Here is a 24,925-nt window from a genome sequence, read left to right as displayed (position 1 = left end):
TCCGATTCGAGAGTTTGTGGAATTTCGCTGAGTTAACGATTTGTTGCAGAGCGGTTGAAATGCGGCAGCACTTCAAGCATTCTGCGCCTCAAGATCTCTAATTTGGAATGGTTCTAACTATGAGCAGTCGCGGACTGATGGCAGCCCGTGAGCAGGGATTCGCGGATCTGTTGGGGCGTGTCGAGGCGGGCGTAGCCAGCGCGGCCGATGCCCTCGGCCGCCTGCAGCGTCCGGAGGGCCATTGGGCCTTCGAGCTGGAGGCCGACGCCACCATTCCGGCGGAATACATCCTGCTGCGCCATTTCCTGGGCGAGCCAGGTGATCCGGTCCTCGAAGCCAAGGTCGTGCGCTATCTCTGGTCCATCCAGGGCGAGCACGGCGGCTGGCCGTTGTTCCATGGCGGCGACTTCAACATGTCGGCCAGCGTGAAGGCCTATTACGCGCTCAAGATCTGCGGCGAGCACGTGAACGCGCCGGTCATGAAGCGCGCGCGCGACGCGATCCTGGCTAATGGCGGTGCGAAGGAATCGAACGTCTTCACGCTGATCCAGCTCGCGCTCTACGGCCAGGTGCCGTGGCGGGCCGTGCCGGTGATGCCGGTGGAGATCATGGCGCTGCCGCGCTGGTTCCCCTTCCACCTGGACAAGGTCAGCTACTGGTCGCGCACGGTGATCGTGCCGCTGCTGGTGCTCATGGCCAGGCGCCCATTGGCGCGCAATCCGCGCAAGGTCGATGTGCGCGAGCTGTTCGTGACGCCGCCCGAACAGGTCAAGGACTGGTACAACTACAAGCGCAAGGGTGCCTGGGCTGCATTCTTCCGCGGCATCGATCGCGTGCTGCAGCGCGCTCAGGTGCTGTTCCCGACGAAGCTGCGCGAGCGCTGCATCCGGGATGCAGTGAAGTGGGTGAGCGAACGCTTGAACGGCGAGGACGGCCTTGGCGCGATCTATCCCGCGATGGCCAATTCCGTGATGATGTATGACGCGCTCGGCTATGCCGAGACGCATCCGGAACGCGCGATCGCCCGCGCCTCGCTCGAGAAGCTGATGGTGTTCAAGGACGGTCTGGCCTATTGCCAGCCGTGTCTCTCGCCGGTGTGGGATACCGCACTCGCGGCGCATGCCATGCTCGAAGCGGGCGACGATGCCGCCGAGCGCGTGAAGCCCGCGCTGGATTGGTTGAAGGACCGGCAGATCCTCGACGTCTATGGCGATTGGGCGGTGAATTGCCCGGGCGTGCGGCCCGGCGGCTGGGCCTTCCAATACAACAACGCCTATTATCCGGACGTTGACGATACGGCTGTCGTCGCGCTCGCGATGGATCGCACCGACCGTGAACGCTACCGCGAGAGTATCGATCGCGCGACCGAATGGATCTTCGGCCTGCAGAGCAAGAATGGCGGCTGGGGCGCGTTCGACAAGGACAACGAGTACTACTACCTGAACCACATCCCGTTTGCCGATCACGGCGCGCTGCTCGATCCACCCACCGCGGACGTCTCCGCCCGCTGCCTGTCCATGCTGGCCCAACTCGGCTACAAGCAGGATCATCCGAAGGTGAAAGCCGCGGTCGATTATCTGTTCAGGGAGCAGGAAGCGGATGGCTCCTGGTTCGGCCGCTGGGGCACCAACTACGTCTACGGCACCTGGTCGGTGCTATGCGCCTTGAACGCGGTCGGCGTGCCCGCCGATCATCCGTCGGTGCGCAAGGCCGTTGCGTGGCTCAAGTCCAAACAGCGCGCGGATGGTGGCTGGGGCGAGGATGGCGCCTCCTATTGGGCCGACCAGCCGCGCGGTGAGGGCAAGGAATCGACACCCTCGCAGACTGCCTGGGCTGTACTCGGACTGATGGCGGCGGGTGGAGTGGATGATCCGGCCGTGGAGCAGGGCATGCAGTATCTGACCTCCACCCAGACCGAAGACGGCCTCTGGCAGGAGGAGTATTTCACCGCGGTCGGATTCCCGCGCGTGTTCTATCTACGCTATCATGGCTACCGCGCCTTCTTTCCGCTGTGGGCAATGGCGCGCTATCGCAACCTGAAGCGCGGCAACGCTACCAGCATCATCCACGGGATGTGACAGCCCGTGCTGGGCATCGTCACCGGCCTCAAGTCCGAAGCACAGCTCCTCCGCGGCCTCGACCTCATCTGCATCAGCACGGGCGGCCGCGGCCACATCGCGCGCGCCAAGATCGAACGACTGGCCGAGCGCGGCATCACGGGCTTGGTCAGCTTCGGTATTGCCGGCGCCCTGTCGCCGGAACTCAGGGCTGGCGATATCGTCATTGCGGGCAAGTCGATCAGCGAGGGCGGCGAAATGTGGACCGCGCATCAGCCGTGGATCGATGCGCTCCTCTGGTCGGTCGCACAGCCGCGCAGCAATGGCCATCGCGATGATGTGCCCCATCATGCTGCCGCGCGACGGTCGGAGGGCCATGCCGGTTCGATGCCGACATGGTCCGCCGATCGGGAAGATGCGTCCATGCCGCCGCACACTCCACCCGTCACCCCGGCCTTGGGCCGGGGTCCATCGGAAAGGCAAACGCCAGCGGCGCCATGGATCCCGGCTCAAGGCCGGGATGACCGAAGGGGAGGCGTGAGGGTCGGTACGATCCTAGGCATGGATCGATTGCTATCGTCACCACAAGAAAAGGCTGACGCCTTCGCCCGCACCGGCGCGCTCGCTGCCGACATGGAGAGCCACCATGTTGCCCGTGCTGCTGCCGAGCACGGGTTGCCGTTCATCGCGATCCGCGCGATATCGGATGATGTAAACGAGGCACTGCCGGCGATCATGGCGAGCTTCGTGGACACGGAAGGCCGAACGAAAATGAGCGCCGTTTTGGCGGCGCTCATTCTGGGTCGCGTTTCGATCGGTGAGCTATTGCAGGCGGGCCGCGCCTCGAAGCGCGCCCATCAGGCCTTACTCCGCTGCCGCGGGGCGCTTGCCGGACTTCGCTAGCTCCTTCTCGTGCTTGATCTGGTCCATCGCCTGCTCGACGTGGCGTGAGAACACGTATTCGGCCTTGCGCTGCTTCTCGAGCGAGATCTCCGGCGCCATCTCGCCTTCGACCCGGACGCCCTTGAGCGAGACCTTCAACGCCTTCAGCGGATTCTGGATGGCATCGCGCACGGCGGTGCCTTCGAAGCCGCTATGCACCATGCAGTCGGCGCACTTCTCGTAGTTGCCGACGCCGTAATTGTCCCACGCGGTGTCTTCCATCAGCTCCTTGAAGGTCTTGGCATAGCCTTCGCCGAGCAGGTAGCAGGGGCGTTGCCAGCCGAACACGTTGCGCGTCGGGTTTGCCCACGGCGTGCAGGCGTAGGTCTGGTTGCCCGCCAGGAAATCGAGGAACAGCGACGACTGGCTGAACTCCCACTTCTTGCCGTTCATGCCGCGGCGGAAGATGTCGCGGAACAGCTGCTTGGTGCGCTTGCGATTGAGGAAGTGCTGTTGGTCCGGCGCGCGCTCATAGGCATAGCCGGGAGAGACAGTGATGCCGTCGACACCCATCGCCATCACGTCATCGAAGAACTTCGCGGCGCGCTCCGGATCGGTGCCGTCGAAGAAGGTGCAGTTGATGTTGCAGCGGAAGCCGGCGTCCTTGGCCTTCTTAATTGCCTCGACGGCCTTTTCGTAAACGCCTTGCTGGCAGACGGACTTGTCGTGCTCTTCCTTGCTGCCGTCGAGATGGACGGACCAGGTGAAATAGGGCGACGGCTTGTAGTCGCCCATCTTCTTTTCCATCAGCAGTGCGTTCGTGCAGAGGTACACGAAGCGGCCCTGCTTGATCAGGCCCTCGACGATCTCGGGCAACTCCTTGTGCAGCAGCGGCTCGCCGCCGGCGATGGAGACCACCGGCGCGCCGCACTCCTCGGCCGCTGCGAGCGCGTCCTTCACCGAGATGCGCTGGTTCAGGATCTCAGCCGGATAATCGATCTTGCCGCAGCCGGCGCATGCCAAGTTGCAGCGGAACAGAGGCTCCAGCATCAGAACCAGGGGATAGCGCTTCCGACCGAGCAGATGCTGCTTCACCACATAGGCGCCGACGCCGATCATCTGTCTTAATGGAATAGGCACAATATGCTCCTTCTGTCGGGCTCTTCTTGTGGGGCGCCGCTATTTCGCGGCGACCCGGCCGTTGGCTTCGAGTTGCGGCGGCAGGCGGAACTTCACATTCTCTGCAATGCCTTCCATGACGCTCAGGCTGATTTGCTGTAAATCCCGCAGCTTAGAAACTACTTCCTGCACCAGAACATCGGGTGCGGAAGCGCCTGCGGTGATGCCCACGGACTTCACGCCTTTCAGCCATTGGGGATCGAGCTGGCCGGCATTTTCGATCAGGTGGCTGCGCACGCCGAGTTCCTCGGCAATCTCCCGCAACCGATTGGAATTGGAGGAATTCGGAGCCCCGATGACCAGGATCATATCCACCTGCTCGGACAACTGGCGCACGGCGCGCTGGCGATTCTGCGTCGCGTAGCAGATGTCCTTGGTGTCGGGGCCGACAATGGCAGGGAAGCGCCGCTTCAGCGCCTCGATCACGTCGCGCGTATCGTCCACCGACAGTGTCGTTTGGGTCACATAGGCCAGCTTGTTCGGGTCCTTCACCTGCAGCCTGTCGACGTCCCCCGCGGTGGAGATGAGATGAATGCCCCCTGGCACTTGGCCCATCGTGCCCTCGACCTCGGGATGGCCGGCATGGCCGATCAGGATCACCTCGCGTCCCTGGGCGGCATAGCGGCGGCCCTCGACATGGACCTTGGAGACGAGCGGGCAGGTCGCGTCGATTACCTGGAGGTGTCGCGATTCTGCATCAGTCTCGACCGTCTTGCTGACGCCATGCGCACTGAAGATCGCGATCTTGCCCTCGGGCACTTCGTCGAGTTCCTCAACAAAAACCGCGCCTTTTGCGCGGAGCGAATCCACGACATGCCGGTTGTGCACGATCTCGTGCCGGACATAAACCGGAGGCCCATAGGTCTCCAGCGCCTTCTCAACGATGTCAATTGCCCGCTCCACACCGGCGCAGAAGCCGCGTGGCTGTGCCAAAACTACCTTCATGATCACCATCTGTTCAGACCAGCACCTGAATACCGATGGCATCCCCTAGTGCTGGACTCGGCCATACCATACCGAAACTGGCAGCGGCGCTGACCGATTGGATTGCCCCCGTGTAACATAGAATGCCTGTTTTGCCTACCCGCGTTGCGGCGCTGCACACATCAGATTAAGTATTTGCCATAAAGACCACTAATGTTGCTCGGCTATTCGCCCATATGCGCTATGCTAGCTTTTGTCTGCTGATTTCCCTATAAGCAGCCGATTCGCGGCCAGGTCATTTCCTAGGCCGTTGGGGACTGCCACGTAAAGAAGTGAGACGCATTATCGTGACCGCCGCCAGCAAGACGCCGCTCCTCGACCGTATCAAGACGCCCGCCCACCTGCGCCAGCTTGACGCAAGCCAGCTCCGCCAAGTTGCCGACGAATTGCGTCAGGAGACCATCGACGCCGTTTCCGTCACCGGCGGACATCTGGGCGCGGGTCTCGGCGTGGTCGAGCTGACTGTCGCGATTCATTACGTGTTCGACACGCCGTATGACCGGCTGATCTGGGACGTCGGCCATCAGGCCTATCCGCATAAGATCATCACCGGCCGGCGCGACCGTATCCGCACCATCCGCCAGGGTGGGGGATTGAGTGGTTTCACCAAGCGGTCCGAATCCGAATACGACCCGTTCGGAGCGGCGCATAGCTCGACCTCCATTTCCTCTGGCCTCGGCATGGCGGTGGCGAGCGAGCTGCAGGGCCGCAAGCGCAACGTGATCGCCGTGATCGGCGACGGTGCCATGAGCGCCGGCATGGCCTATGAGGCGATGAACAACGCGGGCTCGCGCGATACCCGCTTGATCGTTATTCTCAATGACAACGACATGTCGATCGCGCCGCCGGTCGGTGCGCTGAGCTCGTATCTCTCGCGCTCGCTGTCATCCACCTCGTTCCGCTCGCTGCGCCACGTGGCGAAGGACATCTCAAAGATCCTGCCGCGCCCGTTCCAGCGCGCGGCCCAGCAGGCGGAGGAATTCGCCCGCGGCATCATCTCCGGAGGCGGCACGCTGTTTGAGGAACTGGGCTTCTACTATGTAGGCCCGATCGATGGTCACAACCTCGAGCATCTGCTGCCGATCCTGCAGAACCTCGCCAACTCCGACGAGCCCGGCCCGGTGCTGGTCCATTGCGTCACGCAGAAGGGCAAGGGCTATGGCCCGGCGGAGGCCTCGGCCGACAAGTACCACGGCGTCGTCAAGTTCGACGTCGCCACCGGCGCGCAGCAGAAGTCGGCCCCCAAGGCGCCGAGCTACACGAGCGTGTTCGCCAAGGCGCTGATCGCGGAGGCCAAGGCCGACGACCGCATCGTCGCCGTCAATGCCGCGATGCCGGGCGGCACCGGATGCGACGTGTTTGGCAAGGCGTTTCCGCATCGCTGCTTCGATGTGGGCATTGCCGAGCAGCATGCTGTGACATTTTGCGCCGGCATGGCGACGGAGGGAATGAAGCCGTTCGCCGTTATCTACTCGACGTTCCTGCAACGGGCCTATGACCAGGTTGTTCATGACGTGGCGATTCAAAGCCTCGCCGTCCGCTTCGCGATGGACCGCGCGGGTCTGGTTGGTGCGGATGGACAGACACATGCGGGCAGCTTTGACATCGCTTATTTGGGATGCCTGCCAAACTTCGTGGTCATGGCGCCGTCAGACGAGCTTGAGCTGATGCATATTGTCGCAACCGCCGCCGAAATCGACGATCGGCCCTCGGCCTTCCGCTATCCGCGCGGCGAGGGCATCGGCATGCAGCTGCCGGAGCGCGGCACACCGGTTCCGATCGGCAAGGGGCGCATCCTCAAGGAAGGCACCAAGATCGCAATCCTCAATTTCGGTACGCGCCTGCAGGAATGCTTGAAGGCAGCGGAGGATCTGGGCGCCAAGGGGCTCTCCACAACGGTCGCAGATGCACGCTTCTGCAAGCCGCTGGATGAGGACCTGGTTGCACGCCTTGCCCGCGAACACGAGGTGTTGATCACGATCGAGGAAGGCGCCGTTGGCGGCTTCGGCTCGCACGTCCTACATTATCTGGCGCATGCTGGCTTGCTGGACGGCGGGTTGAAGGTGCGGCCGATGGTGCTGCCCGACATTTTCATCGACCAGGACTCGCCGCAGAAGCAATATGACGTTGCCCGCCTGAACGCGCCCCACATCGTGGAGCACGCGCTGCAAGCACTGGGCATTGCGCAGAAGGTCGTTCGACTGTGACATTCAATTGGCGTGGCTTCATAGTCGCCGCAGCGATGCTGTTGATCGGCAGCTCCATTTCTCCGAGCTTCGCGGCGGCGCAGGATACCGGCGACCCCAAGGCGACGGTGCAGGCGTTCTACGACACGCTTGAGGACACCATGAAGCACGGCAACGAGCTTGGCTTCGAGGGCCGCTACGAGAAGCTGGCGCCGGTGATCGAGCAGACCTTCGACGTGCCGGTGATGGCGAAGATCGCCATCGGCAGCGAATGGACCAGCTTCACCGCCGATGAAAAGGAACGCATGCTGGATGCGTTCAACCGCTACATGGTCACCACCTATGCGGCGCGCTTCAAGAGCTACAAGGGGCAGAAGTTCCAGGTCGGCGATGTCAAGCAGCCGGCGGAGGACCGCTCCCTGGTGGAGACCAAGATCATCCGTTCCAACGGCGATCCGGTTGCGCTGAACTACCTGTTCCGCCCGAGCGCGGGCGGCGGCTGGAAGATCATCGACGTGTATTTCAGCGGCGCGATCTCCGAAATGGCGCGCATGCGCTCCGACTTCTCCTCAACGGTCACCGGCGGCGGCGCCAATGCGCTGATCGCCGCGCTGGAGAGGAAGATCGTCGACATCAAAAGAGAACCGGGCCAGTAAGCCCGCCGCAATCCATTTCCATCATCGGACGGCTTGCGATTCCCGCGGCGACTGCCTATCAATGGCAGTTGCGAACGGTTCGCATTTTGCTCGGGCCCGTGGGATGGAGCGACGTTCTTGCGTCGTCACGACGAGACTCTCACTTTTTTCATGGCGCATCGGCCCAACCTCGTCAGCTATGCGAGCGGCATCATCGGCAGCCGCGCCCAGGCCGAAGACGTGGTGCAGGAGGCTTGGCTGCGGTTCGACGACGCCAGCCGGCTGCGACTGCTCGAGGAACCCCTCGGATACCTCTATCGGATCGTGCGGAATTTGGCCCTGGACGGCCGCCGCCGGCTGGCGCGCGAGGTTCGCGGGCGGGAGAGCTACGCCATGCTGGCTGCCGAAGCGGACTCGCCGGATCGTGCCACGCCTGAGCGTGAGGCCCTGCACAAGGACGAACTGCGCATCGTGATGGCCGCAATAGCCGAATTGCCGGAGCGCACACAGATCGCCGTGGAGATGCACCGCTTCGGCGGGTGCAAGTTGCGGGAGATAGCCGACCATCTCGGCATCTCCGTGACGCTGGCGCACAGCCTCGTCGCCGATGGGATCGAGCATTGCCGACGCCGCCTCCGTCGCCCCTAGCGTTTCACCTGAAAAACAGCGGACGCGGCGCGTCTACCCGATAGGACGGGCTTCTGAACGGTGCGGCATGGAGACAAGCGACACAGCCAGGACGGAAGCCACGCGATGGCTCATCCTGCTCCAAGAACAGCCGGACGATCATACCCTCAAGACGGCGTTCGAGGCCTGGCTGGTGGCAAGCCCCGCCAATGCTGAGGCTTGGGCTGAGACCAGCCACGTCGGCGCGCTCATGGCGCAGAGCGCGCCCCGATACCGCAACCGGTGGTCCCAACCGAAGGCTCCGTGGCGCCGGAAGGTCGCGACTGCCGCCGCGGCTCTCGCCATCGCCGCGGCGATTGTGATCGCGCTGACGCCGAATGTTCTGCTCCGCTTCACCGCAGACTACGTCACCGGCACGGCGGACGTGCATGCCGTCCCATTACCCGACGGCAGCGTGGTGCACTTGGCGCCCGACAGCGCCATCGACGTCGACTACGCGCCTGGCCGGCGGCACATCCGGTTGATCGCCGGTGGCGCGTTCTTCGAAGTGCAGCCGGATGCGGTTCGGCCTTTCACCGTTGCGACGGGTGTGGTCGAGACGACAGTCCTGGGGACGGCATTCGATGTGAGGCTGGATGACGAGGGCGTTGCGGTCGCGGTCCGACATGGCTCAGTCCGGGTCGAGAGCGCTGCCGGATTGCGCGCGCAGCTTGGGCCGGGAGATTGGGTTCGGGCGCGTGCGTCAGGCGGGGCTGAGCGGGGCGCAGGGCCACCCGATCAAGCAGGCGCTTGGCTGCGTGGCGAACTCGTCGCGCGTGACCAATCGGTCGCGGAGGTCGTGGCGGAGCTGCGGCGCTATTTTCCCGGCGCGATCTTCATCATGGACGACCGGCTGGCGGCCCAGCCCGTCACAGGGCTCTACGCGCTCGACGATCCCGTCCAGACATTGCGGGCTGTCGCCCTGACTCACGGCGCCACGCTCCACCAGATCTCGCCTTGGGTGCTGGTCCTTTCCAAAGACTGACGGTCTCTCGCTTCCTTTTTTCTGAAAAATCCCGCCACGGGAACGTTGCACGAGTGGAAAGCGAGAATGCGAGGCATTCGCACAGGCTGAATCGCCTCCCTTATGGGACAGAATTGGGGGATCGGACGTGGCAGAGGGGATATCGCGGATTGCCGCCGGAGCAGTTCGGCGGGCGGCGTGGGGCGGCGTATGTATTGCGGCCTTGATGGCGGGCATGCCGGCCTGGGCCGATGGTGCAGCCCAACCGGCACAGATGGTGCAAGCCCTGCAAGGGCGCCAGTTCGATATTCGCGCGCAGCCGCTTGCAGATGCCCTGGCCGAGTTCGGCAGGCAATCGGGCCTGCGCGTCACGGCCGATGGGGCGCTGGTGCGCGGTCTTTCGGCGCCGGCCGTGACCGGCGCGATGTCGCCGGAAGAGGCGTTGCGCCGGCTGCTCGACGGGACTGGCCTTGCCGGACGTTTCGCTGAAAGCGACCTCATCATCATCGAGCGCGTGGCGATCGACGACAGCGGCAGCGTTCTGCTCGCACCGGTGACGGTGCTTGGCTCCCGCCAGCCGGACGCGCCGCTCTCCAACGTGCCGTCCTCCATCACCTTCGTGGAGAACGAGGAGATCCAGGAGGAGCTGGCCACCACTAACCGCATCGACGAGGTGATCGCCCGCAAGGTGCCCGGCTTCAATCCGACCAACAACGGCGTGCGCCAGATTCGGGGCCGCACCGCTCAGGTGTTCATCAACGGCGTTCCGACCAATGAGCAGATGCGGGCCGGCACGGGCTCCGACCTCAACCTGCTGCTGGCGGATCAGGTGTCCGACATCGAAGTCAGCCGCGGTGCCAACTCCGCGTACGGGTTCGGCTCGCCGGGCGGCATCATCGCCTTGCAGACGCCGCGGGCGAAATCGGAAGAACTGACCATGCGCACGGTCTTGCGCGAGAGCTTCAATCCGGGCCACGTCAACGGCAGCAGCCAAGCGAGCCTCTATCAGAGTGCCTCGCAGATCATCGGGGACTTCGATTTCCAGATCGGCGGCGCGGTCGCCTATGACGGCGCGGAGTACGATCCGGACGGCGACCTCGCGCTTGGCTTCGACAATTCCGCCCTGCTCACCAACGGCAAGGAATGGCTATACAATCTCGACACATCGCTTGGCTTGGACCTGGGCGACGCCGGTAGCCTGCGGCTGACCGGCACGTTTGGCTATGTCGATTTCACCGAACGTTATGCCCTCAATCCCGGCATCTACCGCGAGGAATACGGGTTTCTGACCGAGGAACCGCTTGGGGGCAAGAGCTTCCGGCGCTCTTACACTGTCGACCTTGCGTATGAGAACGAGGACGTGCTGGGCAGTGCAGTGAAGCTGGAGCTCTTCACCAGCGACGTGAAGTATCACGTCTTCGAATCGTTCGGGGCCGACGATTTCCGCCAGGAATGGAACAACACGTACTATGGCGTGCGGTCGAGCGTCACAACCCCGCTCGATCTCATTCTGGAGGGCGTGTCGATCACCTATGGGATCGACGCACTGCGGAACGAGCTGATCAATCCCTATTACAATCACGATACAGGGCAGCTGGTCACCTATTTCGCGCCCGATGTGACGCTCGACCAATGGGCGCCCTATGCGCAGCTCGAGATACCGTTCAGTGATTTCGTGCTGAGCGGCGGCGTGCGCCACGAGCGCTACAGCGGCCACGTCGAGGAGGGCGATGATGGCCTCGGACCACAAGAGAGCGGCGACATCGATGACTTCGATCTCACTCTGTTCAATGCCGGCCTGGTCTATTCGCCGATCGAGCAGATCGACCTCTATGCCACGTTCTCGCAAGGCGCGGAAATAACCCAGCTCGGCCGCGCCGCGCGCGATGCTTCCGATCCCGATCAGATCGATCCCAGGCCGGCGAAGTCCAATCAGTACGAGCTCGGCATGCGCGGACGCTGGCACGATCTGGAACTCGGGTTGGCCGGCTTCTACACGGAGTCCAAGCTGTTGAGCGCGCTGGAGTGCAATGGCATTGACCCCTGCACGCCACTGCGGGAGCCGCGGGAGTTCTGGGGCGTCGAGGCCAACGCGGATTGGCAGATCGACGAGCAATGGGGTGTTGGCGGCATTTTCACCTGGCAGGACGGCATCCGCGAGTTGGAGGATGGCGAGGAGCGGCGCATTCCCAGCCGCGACGTGCCGCCCATCCTGGTCACCGCCTATGTCGAGTTCAGCCCGTTCGACTGGTGGCGGAACAGGCTGCAGCTCAACTATCGGGCTGAGCGCGATCCGTTCGGCGACAGCGTCGAATACGGCGAAGGCCGCGTGGAAGATCTGTTCCTGCTCAATGCCTCGATGGCTTTCGACGTCGGCCCTGGCGAGCTCAGGATCGGTGCGGAGAACCTGCTCAACGAGACCTACACCTCCATCCCGTCGGAGTCTGACAATTTCGGCTTCCTGTGGATTCCGGAGGAGGGCACGCGGGTCTTCGTCTCCTACGCAGTGAGGTGGTAGAGGCGACGTTTCGCGCCGCCAGCGCCGGCATCGTGATGGGCGCGCGCTGCCCCATCGCGCTCACCAGCCGTGCCGATCCGGTGGAGAGCCGGCTCGCTTCCGCCGCCTCGCTCACGCTGGTCGCTACACACCGGCAGGAAAGTGCGGCGGTTACAGCGTGGGAGGCAACCAGCACGGCCGCAGGAGGTTCGGATGCAATACGGCACGACGCGAGGCCGCGTCCAGGATGCACGAAAGATGATGGATGACCTCGAGAAGTTCGCCGCGTGGGTGGAAGAGAGCTTCAAGTGACCTGAGGGCCGGCGTCCTTGGGCACCGGCCCCAACAGGGCCGGCATCAAGGTGAAGATGCTGACCAGGGTCATCGCCATGCCGGTCAGCAGCACGATGCCCATGCTGGCGGTGCCGAGATGGCCGGAGACCGCCAGGCTGGCGAAGGACGATCCGGTGGTGAGGCCGCTGAACAGCACGCCGCGGGCGGTGCTCGTCTGCAGCGGGCCGCTGATGCCGTTGCGCCAATTGACCACGAAATAGATGTTGAAGGCGACACCGATGCCGAGCAGCAGCGGCAGCGCAATGATGTTGGCGAAGTTGAGCTGCAACCCGATCAGCCAGCAGATGATCGCAGTCGCGAGTGCGGCAGCTGCCAGCGGCACCAGAACCATCACCACATCGACCGCACGTCGCAGGATGACACCGAGCAGGACGGCCATGCTCGCCATCGCGAACAGGGTTGCGATCTCGAACGCATGGGACACGGCGCGCCCGGCTTCATAGATCTGCACCGCCGCGCCGCTGGCCTGCGGCGCCACTGTGCGCACGGCCGTGATGAAGCGCTCCAGCACCGCGTTGTTATTGCTGTCACCCGCCGGGATCACCAGCACGCGTGCACGGCCATCGGCGGCGATCCAGTCGTTGCGAATTTCCGGTGGCAGCGTGTCGACCGTCACCGGCTTGGCGGTGAGGGCGGCCTTCAGCGCGTCCAGGCGCGGCATCAGGCTCGAGAGCAGCACGTGGTCGAGCCGCTTCAGGAAGGCATCGTCGGAATCCGCCGCCTGGTCGAGCAGCCGCGCCAATTGCTGCGCGACGTCGGAGGAGGGAACTGCCTCGCGCAGCATGGCCGCGCAGCGCCGAAGCGACGCGCGCACTTGGTCCGGCGTCGGCGGCGCGGCGACGTCGATCGGATCGAGGCTCAAGCCCATCAGGTCGTTGAGGTCCTGGATGATGGCGAGCTTCGCCTCCTGGTCCTTCGGCACGAAGCTGTTGGCCGTTAGCACCATGTTGACTTCGGGGAGCTGGCCGATCTTGTCGGCCAGGGCCTGCGCGGCGGCGATATCCGGTGTGAGGATCTCGATCGTATAGGGCGTGCGCAGCGGGTCCTTCATCAGGTCGAGGATGCTGGACACGGACTCGGCCTTCGGATCCTTGAGATGCAGCGGATTGAAATCGAAGCGCAGGTTCATCGCCGCGATCACGCCGACGAGGCCGACCAGCACCCAGGCTGCAAGCACCGGCCAGCGCCGCCGCAGCAGGAAGTCGTCGATCGGCCTCGCCCAGGCAAAGCCCATGTCGATGGGCTGGCTGGCCGGCGGGAACACCTTCAGCAGCGCCGGTAGCAAACTGAGATTGAGCACCAGCGTGATCGCCATGCCGGCGCCGGCGATCAGGCCGAGCTCCGACACACCCTTGTAATCCGTCGGCGTGAAGGAGAGGAAGCCGGCGGCGATGGCAATGGCGGCCAGCGTCAAAGGCCGCGCCATGAAGCGCCCGGTACGGGGCAGGGCAGTGCCGTCGTCGGCGATGAAACGCTCCTGCCCGTAGCGCACGCCGAACTGGATGCCGAAATCGATGGAGAGGCCGATGAACATCACGGCAAAGGCGATCGACACCAGGTTGAGCGAGCCCACGGCGAGCGCCGCAAATCCGAAGGTCAGGATGAGGCCCATGATCAGCGTGACGAAGCACGCGACGATCAGCTTGATCGAACGCAGCGCGGCGAACAGACACGTCAGCACCAGCGCGATCGACAGGAACAAGGCCAGGCTCATGCCTTCGGCGACCGTGCCGAATTCTTCGTCGTTTAGCGGCACTTGCCCCGTCAGACGCACCGTGACACCGCGATCGGGTGTTAGGCTGAGATCGCTTACCATCTGCCGCACGGCGGCAGTCGCCTTCGCGCCGGGCTGCAGCGCCCGAAAGTCTCGCTTCGGCTGCGCCAGGATCAGCTTGCGCAGCTCGCGCGGGTCGACCGGCCGGTCGATCATCAGGCTGCGCCAGGAGAGCGGCGTCTCGTTGCCGGTCAGCGCCGCGCTCATCGCGCCGGAAATCGCGGCGAGCGGCCGCTCCAGGGACGCGAAATCGGTGGCCTTGCGCGCGACGCCTTCCATGGCAAGCGACAGCACGTTGAACAGGCCGCGCAAGCTGGGATCGGCGGCGAGGCTGGCAATGAAGGGTTGGGCACGGATGACCGAGCGCGCGATCCGGTCCAGGTCCTTCGTGTCCAGCAGCATCAGGCCGTAGCGGTCGTAGAACGGGCCGCCGTCGGCGCGGCGCACCGTCTCGAACAGGTCCGTCCGCTCCTTCATCTTCGCGAACAAGGTCGCGGCGGCATCCTCGGCCGCGTCCGGCGTGCGCCCATCAACCATCGCCACCAGCAGCCCGACATTCTGCGGGAAGGCGGCGTTGATCTTCGCCATCTCCTGCTTCCAGGGCAGATCCGGCGAGATCATGCGCGCCGTGTCGGTGTCCATGGTCAGGTTGCGCGCGGCGTAGAGCCCGGCCGCGACAGTCAAGGCGAGGCAAAGCAGGATGACCAGCTTGGCGTGAGCGATGGCCCAGGCCACCGAACGTTCGACAATGCGCTCAATCATGCCGGTCTCAAATTTCCCGATACAGCAACAGGGTGACGGCCGTCAGGCAGAAGAAGGTCGGCCACAGCCAACCGGCGATTACTTGCGCACGACCGTCCAGGCGCAGCTCCAGCCAGCGGGTCCAGCCTGACCAGATGGCGAAGACGGCCAGCGGCATGTGGGTCATCTCGATCAGCAACAGCTCTTTGACGTTGGCGATGGAGTGGGAATGCGTCAGCAGCATCATGCCGCCCAAGGCGCAGAGCAGTGGAAACACATACTTCGCCCAGCCGCTCCGCATCACCTGGTTGCGCACGCTCCACTCGAATACGGCGAAGCTGGTGATCAGGATCATGAAAGCCTTGTGTTGGATGAACTCCGGATCGCGCAGCGACTCGGCCAGTGTCAGCGTGCCGATCGGCCAGGCTTCCGCCTCCGAACGCATGAACAGAAAGGCTGCGAGCACGACGAGCAGCAAAGGCCAGTGGCGCGCCCATGGCGCCTTCCCCGTTTTCTCCAGGAACACCAGAATACTCATGATGAGCACGATCATACCCGCCCAATGATGATTGTACTCTGACCAGGCGATATCGTGCGCATTGCGCGGCAGCGGCGCGCCGGAGCCGGGCACGTAGGCCTGCAGCGTCGCCGGCTTGTGCTCGGCCTTCTCCTCGGCCAGCAGCTTCTGCTCTTCGTAAAAGGCGAGGCTTTCGCGGCTGGGGCTGCTGAGCGCCGGCCATTTCGGCACCAGCCGCTCGGCGATCTCGGTCAAGGTGACACGGTCGCGCGGCAGATCGATGGCGGGCGGCAGCGACGTCATGGAGGCGGCCACGAAAAAGATCGTGATGCCGACGCCCAGCTCCACCTCCGCGAAGCGGCGCAGGCGCAGGTTCGATCCGGCGGGATTGCCCGCAAGGGCTCGCACCACACGGAAGTTGCCGTAGCCCAGTGCGAGCAGTCCGAAGAACAAGATGGTCTTGGTGGCGAGCATCATGCCGTAGGCGGTGCCGTACAGCGCGGGGAAGCTGCCGACATAGTGCACCAGCATGCCGATACCGGAGAAAGCGATGGCCGCGACCGATATCATCGACAGCGTGGAGTAGCGCGAGCCGACGCGGCTGCGCATCTCGCCCGCCGGTAAGCGCCGCATCGCCGAGAGCAAGCATGGCAGACCGCCGATCCAGATGGCCGCGCCGATATGGTGGAGTGCGGTAATGCCGATCAGTAGCCCGCGATCCTCCACGCGCGCGGCGGCGTGGCTGATGGCGACTCCGGCACCCAGATCGACCAGACCAAGCGCCAGCAACAGCGGCACGCTCGGGCTCTTGCCATAGAGCAGGGCCAGCATCAGCACCGCGCCAACGATGCGCACCATCTGCGCCCGCGCAAAGTCGCCGCCCAGGGCGTCGGCGATCGTGATCTCCGCGGTGCCGGCCAGGATCGTCACGTGCATCGCGAGCAGGATGGAAACCGAGACCAGGAGCGCCCAGACGAAGACGCGCGTCAGCTGAATGGTGCGCGGCGCCAATCGCACGCTGTCCGACGCGCCGTGACCGAGCGGCACGGCGATGAAAGCAAGAAAGGCGATGCCCCCCAAGGTCAGGCATTGCGCGGTCCGCACAAGACCCGAGAGCAGCACGCTGGCAAAACCGAAAATGTCGAGCAGCAGATCCATGGCATCGCGGATTCAATTGCCGACCGTGAACGGGATGTCGCCGCGGGTGATGTGGCCATCGATCGCCAGCACCTGCCAGCGCAGCATGTACGCCCCCGGGGTAAGAACGGCTGTTGTGCCCGCGATGACGTTGGGCTCGCCGGCGGGTTCGATCGAGACGTTGGCCTTTTCGCCGGTGGGGGCCGTGACCTGCAGGCGTGAACGCTCCTTGTCGATGCGGGCATTGAACTCGATGCGAATGGCGAGCTCGCCTGGCGCCACCTGTTGGTCGGCGGTCGGATTGGCTGAGAGGATGACCGCGTGCGCCCAGGCCGGAAGGGCACCGGTAATCATCAGCACGACCGCGGCGGCAGCCAAATTCCGCAGATATTTCCGCACCTTGTGCTTCCCCACAAATGGACGGCAGGGGTTCTACCAGAGCTGATGCGGATTGTCATCGCGGCGATGCGGCCACACCGTCGAAGGCGGCTGCGGCGTCGCCACCCTTGGCGGCGACCAGGCTGGTGACCCAGCTGCGGAGAAACTGCCGCAGCGTCATCCCAAGGGCCTTGATGTCGGCAATGCGATAGCCGGTCTGGGTGGGGGTCAGGGTCCACTCCACCTCGACCTCGCCGAACCGCGGCACCGTGGCGGTGCTGAGGATTCGGCGGTTGCCGTCGGAGTCGATTCGCATATCGCGGAGCGCCACCGTCATGGTCGGCAGATCGGTTCCGGCGCGGCGGGCGAGAGCTCCCAGTTGGTCCTCCAGCTTGTCTGTGACGCTGCTCATGCCATCCGCGTTGAGGTCCGCGCCATAATGGCCGATGGCAAAGTGGGTCAGGCCACGCCAGTCCATCGCGGCTTCAATGAGGGCGTCCATCTCGGCGCCCGCCTCCGCGGAAACTGGCGGGCGGGCCAGCTCGAACGCGCGGTCGATGGTATCCTGCAGGAACCGCGCTGCCGGAGTGGTGACCGGTCGCTCGCGCGCGGCGGCTGGGGCCGCAGCAGAGCAGGGCGGCCATCACGGCGAGAAACAACGGGCGAATTTGACTTGCGCGCATGGTTCCGGCACATCGTGCCGCAGCTTCTCGGCCGGAAAAAGGGGGCTTGGTGCGGCTCAATCTCGTGACGGGCGGATGTGGTTTCATTGGCCGCCATCTGGTGGATGCGCTTGTGGCGCGCGGCGAGCGCGTCAGGGTTCTCGATCTCCGGTCGTTCAACCCTTCACTGGGCGTCGAGCAGGTCGTCGGTTCCATCACCGATTCATCGGCTGTGGCGCGTGCCGTGGAAGGCTGCGAGCGCGTGTTCCATCTCGCCGCCAATCCCAATCTCTGGGCCCCCGATCCGAAGAGCTTCGACGCCGTCAATCACCAGGGCACCCGCCGCGTGCTCGAGGCTGCGCACAAAGCGGGCGTGGAGCGCTTTGTCTACACCTCCACGGAATCCATCCTGAAAAGCTATCGCGCGCCCAAGCAGTCGGCACGCGCGCTGATCGATGAGACCGTGGTGCTGAAGCTCGACGACATGCCGGGCCCCTATTGCCGCTCAAAGTTCCTCGCTGAGGAGGCGGCGCGCGAAGCGGCGCGCGGCGGCCTGCCGGTCGTGATCGTCAATCCGACCATGCCGATCGGGCCGGGCGATGATCTGCTGACGCCGCCGAGCAAGATGATCCTCGGCTTTCTCAATGGCGAGACACCGGCCTATCTCGATTGCGAGTTCAACCTGGTCGATGCGCGCGACGTTGCCGCGGGCCAGGTCCTGGCGGCCGACAAAGGGCGGGTAGGGGAGCGCTACATCCTTGGCAACGTCAATCTCAGCTTGGGCGATTTGCTGGCGGAGCTGCACCGCCTGACCGGGCTCTCCGTGCCGCGCACACGTATTCCCTATGCCCTCGCGCTGGTTTCTGCGCTCGTGAGCGAAGGCATTTCGAATATGACCAAGAAGCCGCCGATCGCTCCCCTCACCGGCGTGCGGCTCGCGCGCACGTCCATGGCGTTCGATTGCAGCAAGGCACGCAACGAGCTCGGCTGGTCCTGCCGCACGCTCGAGCAATCGCTGCGCGATGCCGTCGCGTGGATGTCAGGGCGCGGCCTGCTCCGGCGCTCAGTGCGTGACGTTGCGGTTGCGTGAAATGATGGTCGTGCTGGTGCCCTTGGGTGGGCTCACGCCATCCGGCAGATTGTAGATGAAGCCGGCCGCCGGATAGACGCTGCCCCACACCTGCGCCTCCTGGTTCCAGAAGCGCAATTGCGTCCAGTCATTGGCCGGCGAAATATCGGTCACCGCCATGTTGGTGATGACGGCGCCCGGTTGCCAGTTGGCGTGATCGACGCGGATTTCGCGCGGCCCGACCACCGCCGAAACGACGCCCAGATGGCCATGGCGAAGCCGGCTCGTCTTGCGCAGCACCAGGACTGAGCCGACCAGCGGCTGGCTGCCGCGCTCGTAACGCCCGGCGGCCGTTTCCCACCACGTGTAGGCATCGCCGAAAATCCCGATGCCGGAGCGAGCGCGGGCATAAGGCACGCATTGCGCACCCATCCCAGGCTCGATGGTCTGCAACGCAGCCTGCTGCGGCTGCTCTTGAACCGGCACGGTGACGGTGGCCGACGGAGGCTTTGGTATGGCGCAGCCGGCAAGCAGCAGCAGTGCGGCCAAATGACCCACCCGCCGCTTCCATCCATGTCGCGCGATCGCGGGATCCGCCTTCATCGACTTGGAATTCCTGTCCGATCCAGCACGTCCGACAGGCGGCCCTGGTCTCCCCCGCGACTCCGTAGGACGTAATCTCAGCGATCCTAGTCGAATTTTGGATAGTCAAAAAGGTTCCGAGAAATACGATGAAAACCAGCGGGAGACATCCGGATCAGATTGGAGTGGTCCGTTTCGACTGTCTCATCAGCGTCATTCATCGCGCGACCAGAGTGCTCGCGCGCCGGGTGAAAGAGCAGGAGCTAAAGCCGGCGCCATTGGCGCTGTGCTTTATCTACAGTTCATCCGAGTGAATTGACATTGGCCGATGGACAATCGGTCCTGGTCCAGGCATTTCTTATCGGATGGGAGGATGGTGCAGCGCAAAATTGCGCTGTGCCCAGGTTATGCAACGACAGAAACCTGGCGGAGGAAACCCATGAATATCCACGAATATCAGGCGAAGCAGCTGCTCCGGCGCTATGGCGTGCCGGTGCCGCGCGGAGAAGTGGCCCACAACCCGGCCGAAGCGGAGACAATCGCGGAAGAGCTGGACGGCCCGGTCTGGGTGGTGAAGGCTCAGATCCACGCCGGCGGCCGCGGTAAGGCTGGCGGCGTGAAGATCTGCCGCTCCGTCAAGGAAGTCGTTGCGAGTGCCGACAAACTGCTGGGCAGCCGGCTCGTCACCCATCAGACCGGACCACAGGGCAAAGAGGTCAAGAAGGTCTATATCGAGCAGGGCAGCGACATCGCGCGCGAGCTCTATGTCGCTCAGCTGATCGACCGCAAAACCGGCGGCGTCGCGGTCATCGCCTCGACCGAAGGCGGCATGGATATCGAGGAAGTCGCCGCCAAGCACCCAGACAAGATCATCCACCTGTCGCTGTCGCCGGCAACGCCGATGCGCGCATTCCAGGCCCGCAACATCGCCTTCCAACTCGACCTCAAGGAACGCGAGGTCCACAAGTTCGTGCGCCTGCTGATGTCGATGAACAAGGCGTTCCGCGAGCTCGACGCCACGCTGGTCGAGATCAATCCCTTGGTCGTCACCAAGTCGAACCGTCTGATCGCGCTCGATTGCAAGATGACGTTCGACGAGAATGCGCTGTTCCGGCACCACGATATCCAGGACATGCGCGACGAGCACGAAATGGATCCGCTCGAGCTAGAAGCCTCGCGCCACGACCTCAACTACGTGAAGCTGGAAGGCGATATCGGCTGCATGGTGAACGGCGCGGGCCTTGCCATGGCGACCATGGACATCATCCAGCACTATGGCGGCCAGCCTGCCAACTTCATGGACATCGCCGGCGCTGCCACCAAGGAGCGCGTCGCTTGCGCCTTCAAGCTGATCTTCAACGATCCGGGCGTGAAGGGCATCCTGGTGAACGTATTCGGCGGCATGATGCGCTGCAACTCCATCGCCGAAGGGATCGTCGGCGCCGCGCGCGAGGTCGGGCTCGACCGGCCGCTGGTGGTGCGCCTGGAGGGCACCAACGTGGAGCTGGGCCGCAGGATCCTGCAGGAATCCGGTTTGCCCATTGTCACCGCGACCACTCTGTCAGATGCAGCCGGCAAAATTGTCAATGCCGTGCAGGGGAGGGCGTAGCCATGAGCATCCTCGTCAACAAGGCGACCAAGGTCATCTGCCAGGGCTTCACCGGCACGCAGGGCACCTTCCACTGCCAGCAGGCGATCGAATACGGCACCAACATGGTGGGCGGCGTGACGCCGGGCAAAGGCGGCTCCACGCATCTCGGCCTGCCGGTCTTCAACACCGTGCTCGATGCCAAGGCGGCGACCGGCTGCAACGCCAGCGTCATCTACGTGCCGCCGACCTACGCAATGGATTCCATCCTGGAGGCGATCGATGCCGAGATCGAGGTGATCGTCGCCATCACTGACGGCGTGCCGGTCCAGGACATGGCGCGGATCAAGAAGGAGCTGAGATATTCCAAGTCGCGGGTGATCGGCCCCAACTGCCCGGGCATCATCACGCCGGCCGAATGCAAGATGGGCATCATGCCCGGCTACGTGCACAAGCCCGGCCGCATCGGCATTGTGTCCCGCTCCGGCACGCTCAGTTACGAGGCGGCGACCCAAACGACGGCGGCGGGCCTCGGGCAATCGACGGTGGTCGGAATCGGCGGCGATGCTGTCAACGGGTCGAACTTCGTCGATATCCTGGAACTGTTCCTGGCCGACGACGATACCGATGCGATCATCATGATCGGTGAGATCGGCGGGACACCGGAAATCGACGCAGCGGAGTTCCTGAAGCGCTCCAAGCGCAAGAAGCCGGTCGTCGGCTTCATCGCGGGACGTGCGGCGCCTCCGGGCCGGCGCATGGGCCACGCGGGCGCCATCGTCTCCGGCGGCGGCGAAAGTGCTGCGGAAAAGATCGAAGCCTTGCGCTCGGCCGGTATCATCATTACGCCATCGCCGGCGGAGCTGGGCTCCACCATGCTGCAAGCCTTGGGAAAGGCGGCGGCTTGAGCCGACGGAAAGGGGAGAGAATGGCCAAGGGGTCTGGGAAGCGGCCGAGCGGCACGAAGGCCGCAGGGCGGATCGCCTTGCGCGCGACCGAACAGGCGGCGCTGCCGCGCAGCGGTCGGAAGACCTTGCGCAACGACCTGCCGGCAGAGATGCAAGCGTTCCCGGACTCCGCCCTGCTTGATCCGGCAGCTCTGGAGCGCGACCTCGGCCACCTGTTCGGCACGCTTGGCGACCTGCGCGAGCGCAACCCCTTCGGCAACTCGGTCAAGCTGCTGGCACTGGAGCTCGGCAAGAGGCTCGATGCGGGCAAGCTCAGCTATGGCGATCTCGAACGGCTGATCCAGCAGCTCACCGCTGAAGCCTATGCGCATCGCGCAGAGCGTCTTGCCGCCTATCTCGGAGAACGCGATGAGGCCAAGAACGAGGCCCTGATCCGCGCCGCCGTTCGCCGCGTTGCAGTGCCTGAGGAAACGAAGGGCAAGAAGCCGACGCCGCGCCCGTTCTCCGAGTTCCAGGCCGTGCTGGAGCGCGAGCTGTTCGGCATCGTCATCACCGGACATCCGACGTTCAGCCAGTCGACCGAGATGCTGCGCAACCTCGCCGAGCTGGCGATGGAGCGCGACAGCGCCGGCAACAAGCTGAATGCCAAGGAGCGCGCGCGGCGCCTGACGGCCGCGCGCATGGTGGAGCATCGCCCACCGGCCGAGCCGACCCTGTCGTACGAGCATCGCCTGTCGATCGAGGCGATCACCAATATCCAGCGCTCCTTGCGCCGGGTCTATGAGATCGTGTTCGACGTCGCGGCGGAGTTCTATCCCAAGGAATGGGAGCAGCTGCGCCCGAAGCTGCTGACCATCGCCAGCTGGGTCGGCTATGACCTTGACGGCCGCTCCGATATCACGTGGAGCGATACCCTGTTCAAGCGCTTGCGGGTGCAGACCGCGCAGCTCCAGCAATATCTCGATGTGGTCGAAGAACTGCGCGCGCAGAAGCCGCGCGGTGAGAACGGTGTTGACCTGGCGCACTTGATGGAGCTGCTGGAGAGCCGTCTGGCACTCGCCATCAAGGAAGCGGATGACGAGATCGAGGTCTTCCAGCAAAGCGATGCCGATCCCAAAACCTGGACCGAGCAGGTGCGGCGCCTCGCCAAGCGCATGCATGAGAGCCGGCATCTGCGCCTGATCGAATCCGGCCAGCTGCTGGAGCTGATCGAGCGGGCGCTGGAGCTGTCTACCCGTCCGGCCGAGCGGCGCAAGCTGCTGATCCTGCGCGCGGAGCTCACCAACCACGGGCTTGGAATGGCGCACACGCATGTGCGGCTGAACGCCGTGCAGATCCACAATGCCGTGCGCAAGCTGATCGACATGGAGACCGAGCCGGACGATCCGGCCCGCAAGCGCTCCTATCTCGCAGCGATCGCCAAGCTGCTGCGCGAGGTGAAACCGATCCGCATCAATTTCGCCTCGATCCTCGCGGAGCGCACGTCGGCCAAGCGCCTGTTCATGATCGTCGCGCAGATGCTGAAATACATCGACGCGACCACACCGGTGCGGTTCCTGATCGCCGAGACGGAATCGCCGCTGACTTTGCTGGCAGCGCTCTATTTCGCGAAGCTGTTCGGTGTCCAGGCCACGGTCGACATTTCGCCCCTGTTCGAGACCACCAAGGCATTCGAACGCGGTCTCAGGGTCATAGATGAGTGCCTGCAGAACCCGGACTTCGCCGCCTATGTGCGGCAGCGGGGCCGCCTCTGCATCCAGACCGGATTCTCGGACGCCGGACGGCATCTCGGCCAGACCGTCGCTGCGATCTCGGTGGAGTGGCTGCGGCTGAAGCTGGCCGACGTGCTGCGCGACCGCGGCTTCGCGGATGTGGAGCTGGTGGTGTTCGACACCCACGGCGAATCCATCGGCCGCGGCGGGCATCCGGAAGGCTTCCAGGCGCGGTTGGAATACGTGGCGTCACCCGCCAGCCGGCGCAAGTTCCAGAATCTCGGCATTCGCGCCAAGGAGGAGGTCAGCTTCCAGGGCGGCGACGGCTACGCGCTCTTCATCACGCCGCAGATCGCTTTCGCGTCGGTCACGCGCATCGTCGAGTATGTGCTGACCCCGCCGCTTGAGGAGGTACTGGCCGATCCGATCTATTCGGTCGACGAGGACTATATCAAGGAGTTCTTCGTCACCATTCGCCGGTTCAACGAGCAGGTGATGAACGACCCCAACTATGCTGCCTTGCTCGATGCGTTCGGCGCGAACTTTCTCTATCCCAGCGGCTCGCGTGCGCTGAAGCGGCAGCACGACGACCTCACGCTGCGCATCAACCTCACGCATCCGACACAACTGCGCGCCATTCCGCACAACGGCATCCTGCAGCAGCTCGGATTCCTTGCCAACACGATCGGCGGCGTGGGGCAGGCGATCGTCAAGGACCCAGAGCGTTTCCAGAAGGTCTACAAGGCCTCGCCGCGCATGCGCCGCCTGCTGGGCATGGTGGAGTGGGCGCTGGAATGCTCGGAGCTCGACGCGCTCAAGTCCTATGTCGACCTGTTCGATCCCGGCCAGTGGCTGAGCCGCGCCTATCAGGCGAGCGATCCGCAACGCGCCTGGGAGCTGCGGCGCGTAGCCGAGCATCTGGAAGGCGAAGGCGTCCATGAGAAGCTTGCGAAGATCTACCGTGTGTTCCAGCGTGACATGCTGGATCTGCGCGACGGATTGGCGGTGATCGAGGGGCCGAAGCCCAAGCTGCCGCCGCGGGCACGTCTCAATCTGCGGCTGCTGCATGGCGTCCGCATCGGCTTGCTGATGCGACTCTTCGCGCTTGCGACTCACGTCCCCGATTTCTCCGTGCAGCACAACATCTCGCGCGAGCAGCTCATCTCCAAGATCGTGCATCTCGAGATCGAGGACGCGATCCGCAAGCTTGCGACCATCTTTCCCAAAGTGGAGCAGGAGAAATACGAAGGCGATTTCGGCGAGATCGCGACCTATGTCGGCGACTGGCACCAGACCTACGAACGCGAGCACCAGCTGATCTTCCAGCCGATCGCCGGCCTCTACGCGCTCGTGCGGCGGCTGGGCTCCGGCATCATCCACATCATCGGGGCGATTGGATAGGCCCGACGCTCCTTAAACTGTCATCCCGGCCTTGAGCCGGGATCTACTCCGC

Annotated in this window: 18 protein-coding genes; 11 read left to right on the top strand and 7 right to left on the bottom strand. The window is 64.2% G+C overall.

Features of this window, described 5'->3' with window-relative positions; genetic code table 11:
* The first annotated feature begins 119 nt into the window (after positions 1-119).
* Entirely contained in the window at positions 120-2,078 is a 1,959-nt protein-coding gene (gene shc, locus DTX69_RS07985; protein ID WP_284735624.1) for a squalene--hopene cyclase, read from the top strand.
* A 6-nt stretch (positions 2,079-2,084) separates the two neighbouring features.
* Positions 2,085-2,960 carry a phosphorylase family protein gene (locus DTX69_RS07980; RefSeq protein WP_119300993.1) on the top strand — a complete coding sequence of 292 codons (876 nt, stop codon included), beginning with the start codon at positions 2,085-2,087 and terminating at the stop codon, positions 2,958-2,960.
* Here DTX69_RS07980 and hpnH read toward each other — a convergent pair.
* Positions 2,922-4,079 carry an adenosyl-hopene transferase HpnH gene (gene hpnH / locus DTX69_RS07975; RefSeq protein WP_119300992.1) on the bottom strand — a complete coding sequence of 386 codons (1,158 nt, stop codon included), beginning with the start codon at positions 4,077-4,079 and terminating at the stop codon, positions 2,922-2,924. The two genes, DTX69_RS07980 and hpnH, sit on opposite strands and share 39 nt — an antisense overlap.
* A 39-nt stretch (positions 4,080-4,118) precedes the next feature.
* On the bottom strand, positions 4,119-5,063 hold the full coding sequence (gene ispH / locus DTX69_RS07970) for a 4-hydroxy-3-methylbut-2-enyl diphosphate reductase (RefSeq protein ID WP_284735623.1): 945 nt from the start codon (positions 5,061-5,063) through the stop codon (positions 4,119-4,121).
* Positions 5,064-5,389: 326 nt separating this feature from the next.
* Here ispH and dxs point away from each other — a divergent pair, with 326 nt between their 5' ends.
* The 5 genes from dxs (at position 5,390) to DTX69_RS07945 (ending at position 12,071) form a co-directional block, all read left to right on the top strand.
* Positions 5,390-7,309: a 1-deoxy-D-xylulose-5-phosphate synthase gene (dxs, locus tag DTX69_RS07965; protein ID WP_119301157.1), complete on the top strand. Its 1,920-nt coding sequence runs from the start codon at positions 5,390-5,392 to the stop codon at positions 7,307-7,309.
* Complete coding sequence (locus DTX69_RS07960) at positions 7,306-7,944, top strand: ABC transporter substrate-binding protein (protein ID WP_119300990.1); 639 nt, start codon at positions 7,306-7,308, stop codon at positions 7,942-7,944. The genes dxs and DTX69_RS07960 overlap by 4 nt, the downstream gene beginning before the upstream one ends.
* A gap of 117 nt (positions 7,945-8,061) precedes the next feature.
* A complete protein-coding gene (locus DTX69_RS07955; RefSeq protein ID WP_284735622.1) occupies positions 8,062-8,571 on the top strand; it encodes a sigma-70 family RNA polymerase sigma factor in 510 nt (169 codons plus the stop codon).
* A gap of 67 nt (positions 8,572-8,638) precedes the next feature.
* Complete coding sequence (locus DTX69_RS07950; protein WP_162916888.1) at positions 8,639-9,574, top strand: FecR family protein; 936 nt, start codon at positions 8,639-8,641, stop codon at positions 9,572-9,574.
* Positions 9,575-9,788: 214 nt separating this feature from the next.
* The gene (locus DTX69_RS07945; RefSeq protein WP_162916885.1) at positions 9,789-12,071 is read left to right on the top strand and encodes a TonB-dependent receptor domain-containing protein; all 2,283 of its coding nucleotides are present in this window, start codon (positions 9,789-9,791) and stop codon (positions 12,069-12,071) included.
* Positions 12,072-12,354: 283 nt separating this feature from the next.
* Here the strand turns inward: DTX69_RS07945 and DTX69_RS07935 are convergent, their stop codons facing one another.
* The 4 genes from DTX69_RS07935 to DTX69_RS07920 are packed head-to-tail and all read right to left on the bottom strand — an operon-like array spanning position 12,355 to position 17,492.
* Entirely contained in the window at positions 12,355-14,940 is a 2,586-nt protein-coding gene (locus DTX69_RS07935) for an MMPL family transporter (RefSeq protein WP_119300986.1), read from the bottom strand.
* A gap of 7 nt (positions 14,941-14,947) precedes the next feature.
* Positions 14,948-16,594, bottom strand: a complete 1,647-nt coding sequence (locus DTX69_RS07930; protein WP_119300985.1) for a copper resistance D family protein — start codon at positions 16,592-16,594, stop codon at positions 14,948-14,950.
* Positions 16,595-16,606: 12 nt separating this feature from the next.
* On the bottom strand, positions 16,607-16,972 hold the full coding sequence (locus DTX69_RS07925) for a copper resistance CopC family protein (protein WP_284735621.1): 366 nt from the start codon (positions 16,970-16,972) through the stop codon (positions 16,607-16,609).
* A 55-nt stretch (positions 16,973-17,027) separates the two neighbouring features.
* Positions 17,028-17,492, bottom strand: coding sequence for an ABC transporter substrate-binding protein (locus DTX69_RS07920; protein WP_284735642.1), 465 nt, complete (start codon positions 17,490-17,492; stop codon positions 17,028-17,030).
* A 191-nt stretch (positions 17,493-17,683) separates the two neighbouring features.
* On the opposite strand from DTX69_RS07920, the gene DTX69_RS07915 reads away from it, so the two are divergent.
* Positions 17,684-18,703: an NAD-dependent epimerase/dehydratase family protein gene (locus DTX69_RS07915; protein WP_119301155.1), complete on the top strand. Its 1,020-nt coding sequence runs from the start codon at positions 17,684-17,686 to the stop codon at positions 18,701-18,703.
* On the opposite strand, the gene DTX69_RS07910 is transcribed toward DTX69_RS07915, so the two are convergent.
* Positions 18,677-19,285, bottom strand: a complete 609-nt coding sequence (locus DTX69_RS07910; RefSeq protein WP_284735620.1) for a CHAP domain-containing protein — start codon at positions 19,283-19,285, stop codon at positions 18,677-18,679. The genes DTX69_RS07915 and DTX69_RS07910 overlap by 27 nt on opposite strands.
* A gap of 418 nt (positions 19,286-19,703) precedes the next feature.
* Here DTX69_RS07910 and sucC point away from each other — a divergent pair, with 418 nt between their 5' ends.
* Genes sucC through DTX69_RS07895 form a run of 3 tightly spaced genes read left to right on the top strand, consistent with a single transcriptional unit; the run spans position 19,704 to position 24,873 of the window.
* Positions 19,704-20,873, top strand: a complete 1,170-nt coding sequence (sucC, locus tag DTX69_RS07905) for an ADP-forming succinate--CoA ligase subunit beta (protein ID WP_119300983.1) — start codon at positions 19,704-19,706, stop codon at positions 20,871-20,873.
* A 2-nt stretch (positions 20,874-20,875) separates the two neighbouring features.
* Positions 20,876-21,760: a succinate--CoA ligase subunit alpha gene (sucD, locus tag DTX69_RS07900; RefSeq protein ID WP_119300982.1), complete on the top strand. Its 885-nt coding sequence runs from the start codon at positions 20,876-20,878 to the stop codon at positions 21,758-21,760.
* A gap of 20 nt (positions 21,761-21,780) precedes the next feature.
* Complete coding sequence (locus DTX69_RS07895) at positions 21,781-24,873, top strand: phosphoenolpyruvate carboxylase (protein WP_119300981.1); 3,093 nt, start codon at positions 21,781-21,783, stop codon at positions 24,871-24,873.
* Positions 24,874-24,925: the final 52 nt, after the last annotated feature.

Origin of the sequence: Dongia deserti, from assembly GCF_003574735.1 — a bacterium.
GTDB classification, from domain to species: Bacteria; Pseudomonadota; Alphaproteobacteria; order Dongiales; family Dongiaceae; genus Dongia_A; species Dongia_A deserti.
Note: the sequence above shows the minus strand (reverse complement) of the source record. Positions and strands in the feature narration are given on the sequence as shown.

Excerpts from the sequence above, each read along its gene's own strand:
- DTX69_RS07895 (WP_119300981.1), top strand. The coding sequence starts at position 21,781 with ATGGCCAAGGGGTCTGGGAAGCGGCCGAGCGGCACGAAGGCCGCAGGG.
- DTX69_RS07910 (WP_284735620.1), bottom strand. The coding sequence starts at position 19,285 with ATGAAGGCGGATCCCGCGATCGCGCGACATGGATGGAAGCGGCGGGTG.
- sucD (WP_119300982.1), top strand. The coding sequence starts at position 20,876 with ATGAGCATCCTCGTCAACAAGGCGACCAAGGTCATCTGCCAGGGCTTC.
- sucC (WP_119300983.1), top strand. The coding sequence starts at position 19,704 with ATGAATATCCACGAATATCAGGCGAAGCAGCTGCTCCGGCGCTATGGC.
- DTX69_RS07950 (WP_162916888.1), top strand. The coding sequence starts at position 8,639 with ATGGAGACAAGCGACACAGCCAGGACGGAAGCCACGCGATGGCTCATC.
- ispH (WP_284735623.1), bottom strand. The coding sequence starts at position 5,063 with ATGAAGGTAGTTTTGGCACAGCCACGCGGCTTCTGCGCCGGTGTGGAG.
- DTX69_RS07930 (WP_119300985.1), bottom strand. The coding sequence starts at position 16,594 with ATGGATCTGCTGCTCGACATTTTCGGTTTTGCCAGCGTGCTGCTCTCG.
- DTX69_RS07945 (WP_162916885.1), top strand. The coding sequence starts at position 9,789 with ATGCCGGCCTGGGCCGATGGTGCAGCCCAACCGGCACAGATGGTGCAA.
- shc (WP_284735624.1), top strand. The coding sequence starts at position 120 with ATGAGCAGTCGCGGACTGATGGCAGCCCGTGAGCAGGGATTCGCGGAT.
- DTX69_RS07935 (WP_119300986.1), bottom strand. The coding sequence starts at position 14,940 with ATGATTGAGCGCATTGTCGAACGTTCGGTGGCCTGGGCCATCGCTCAC.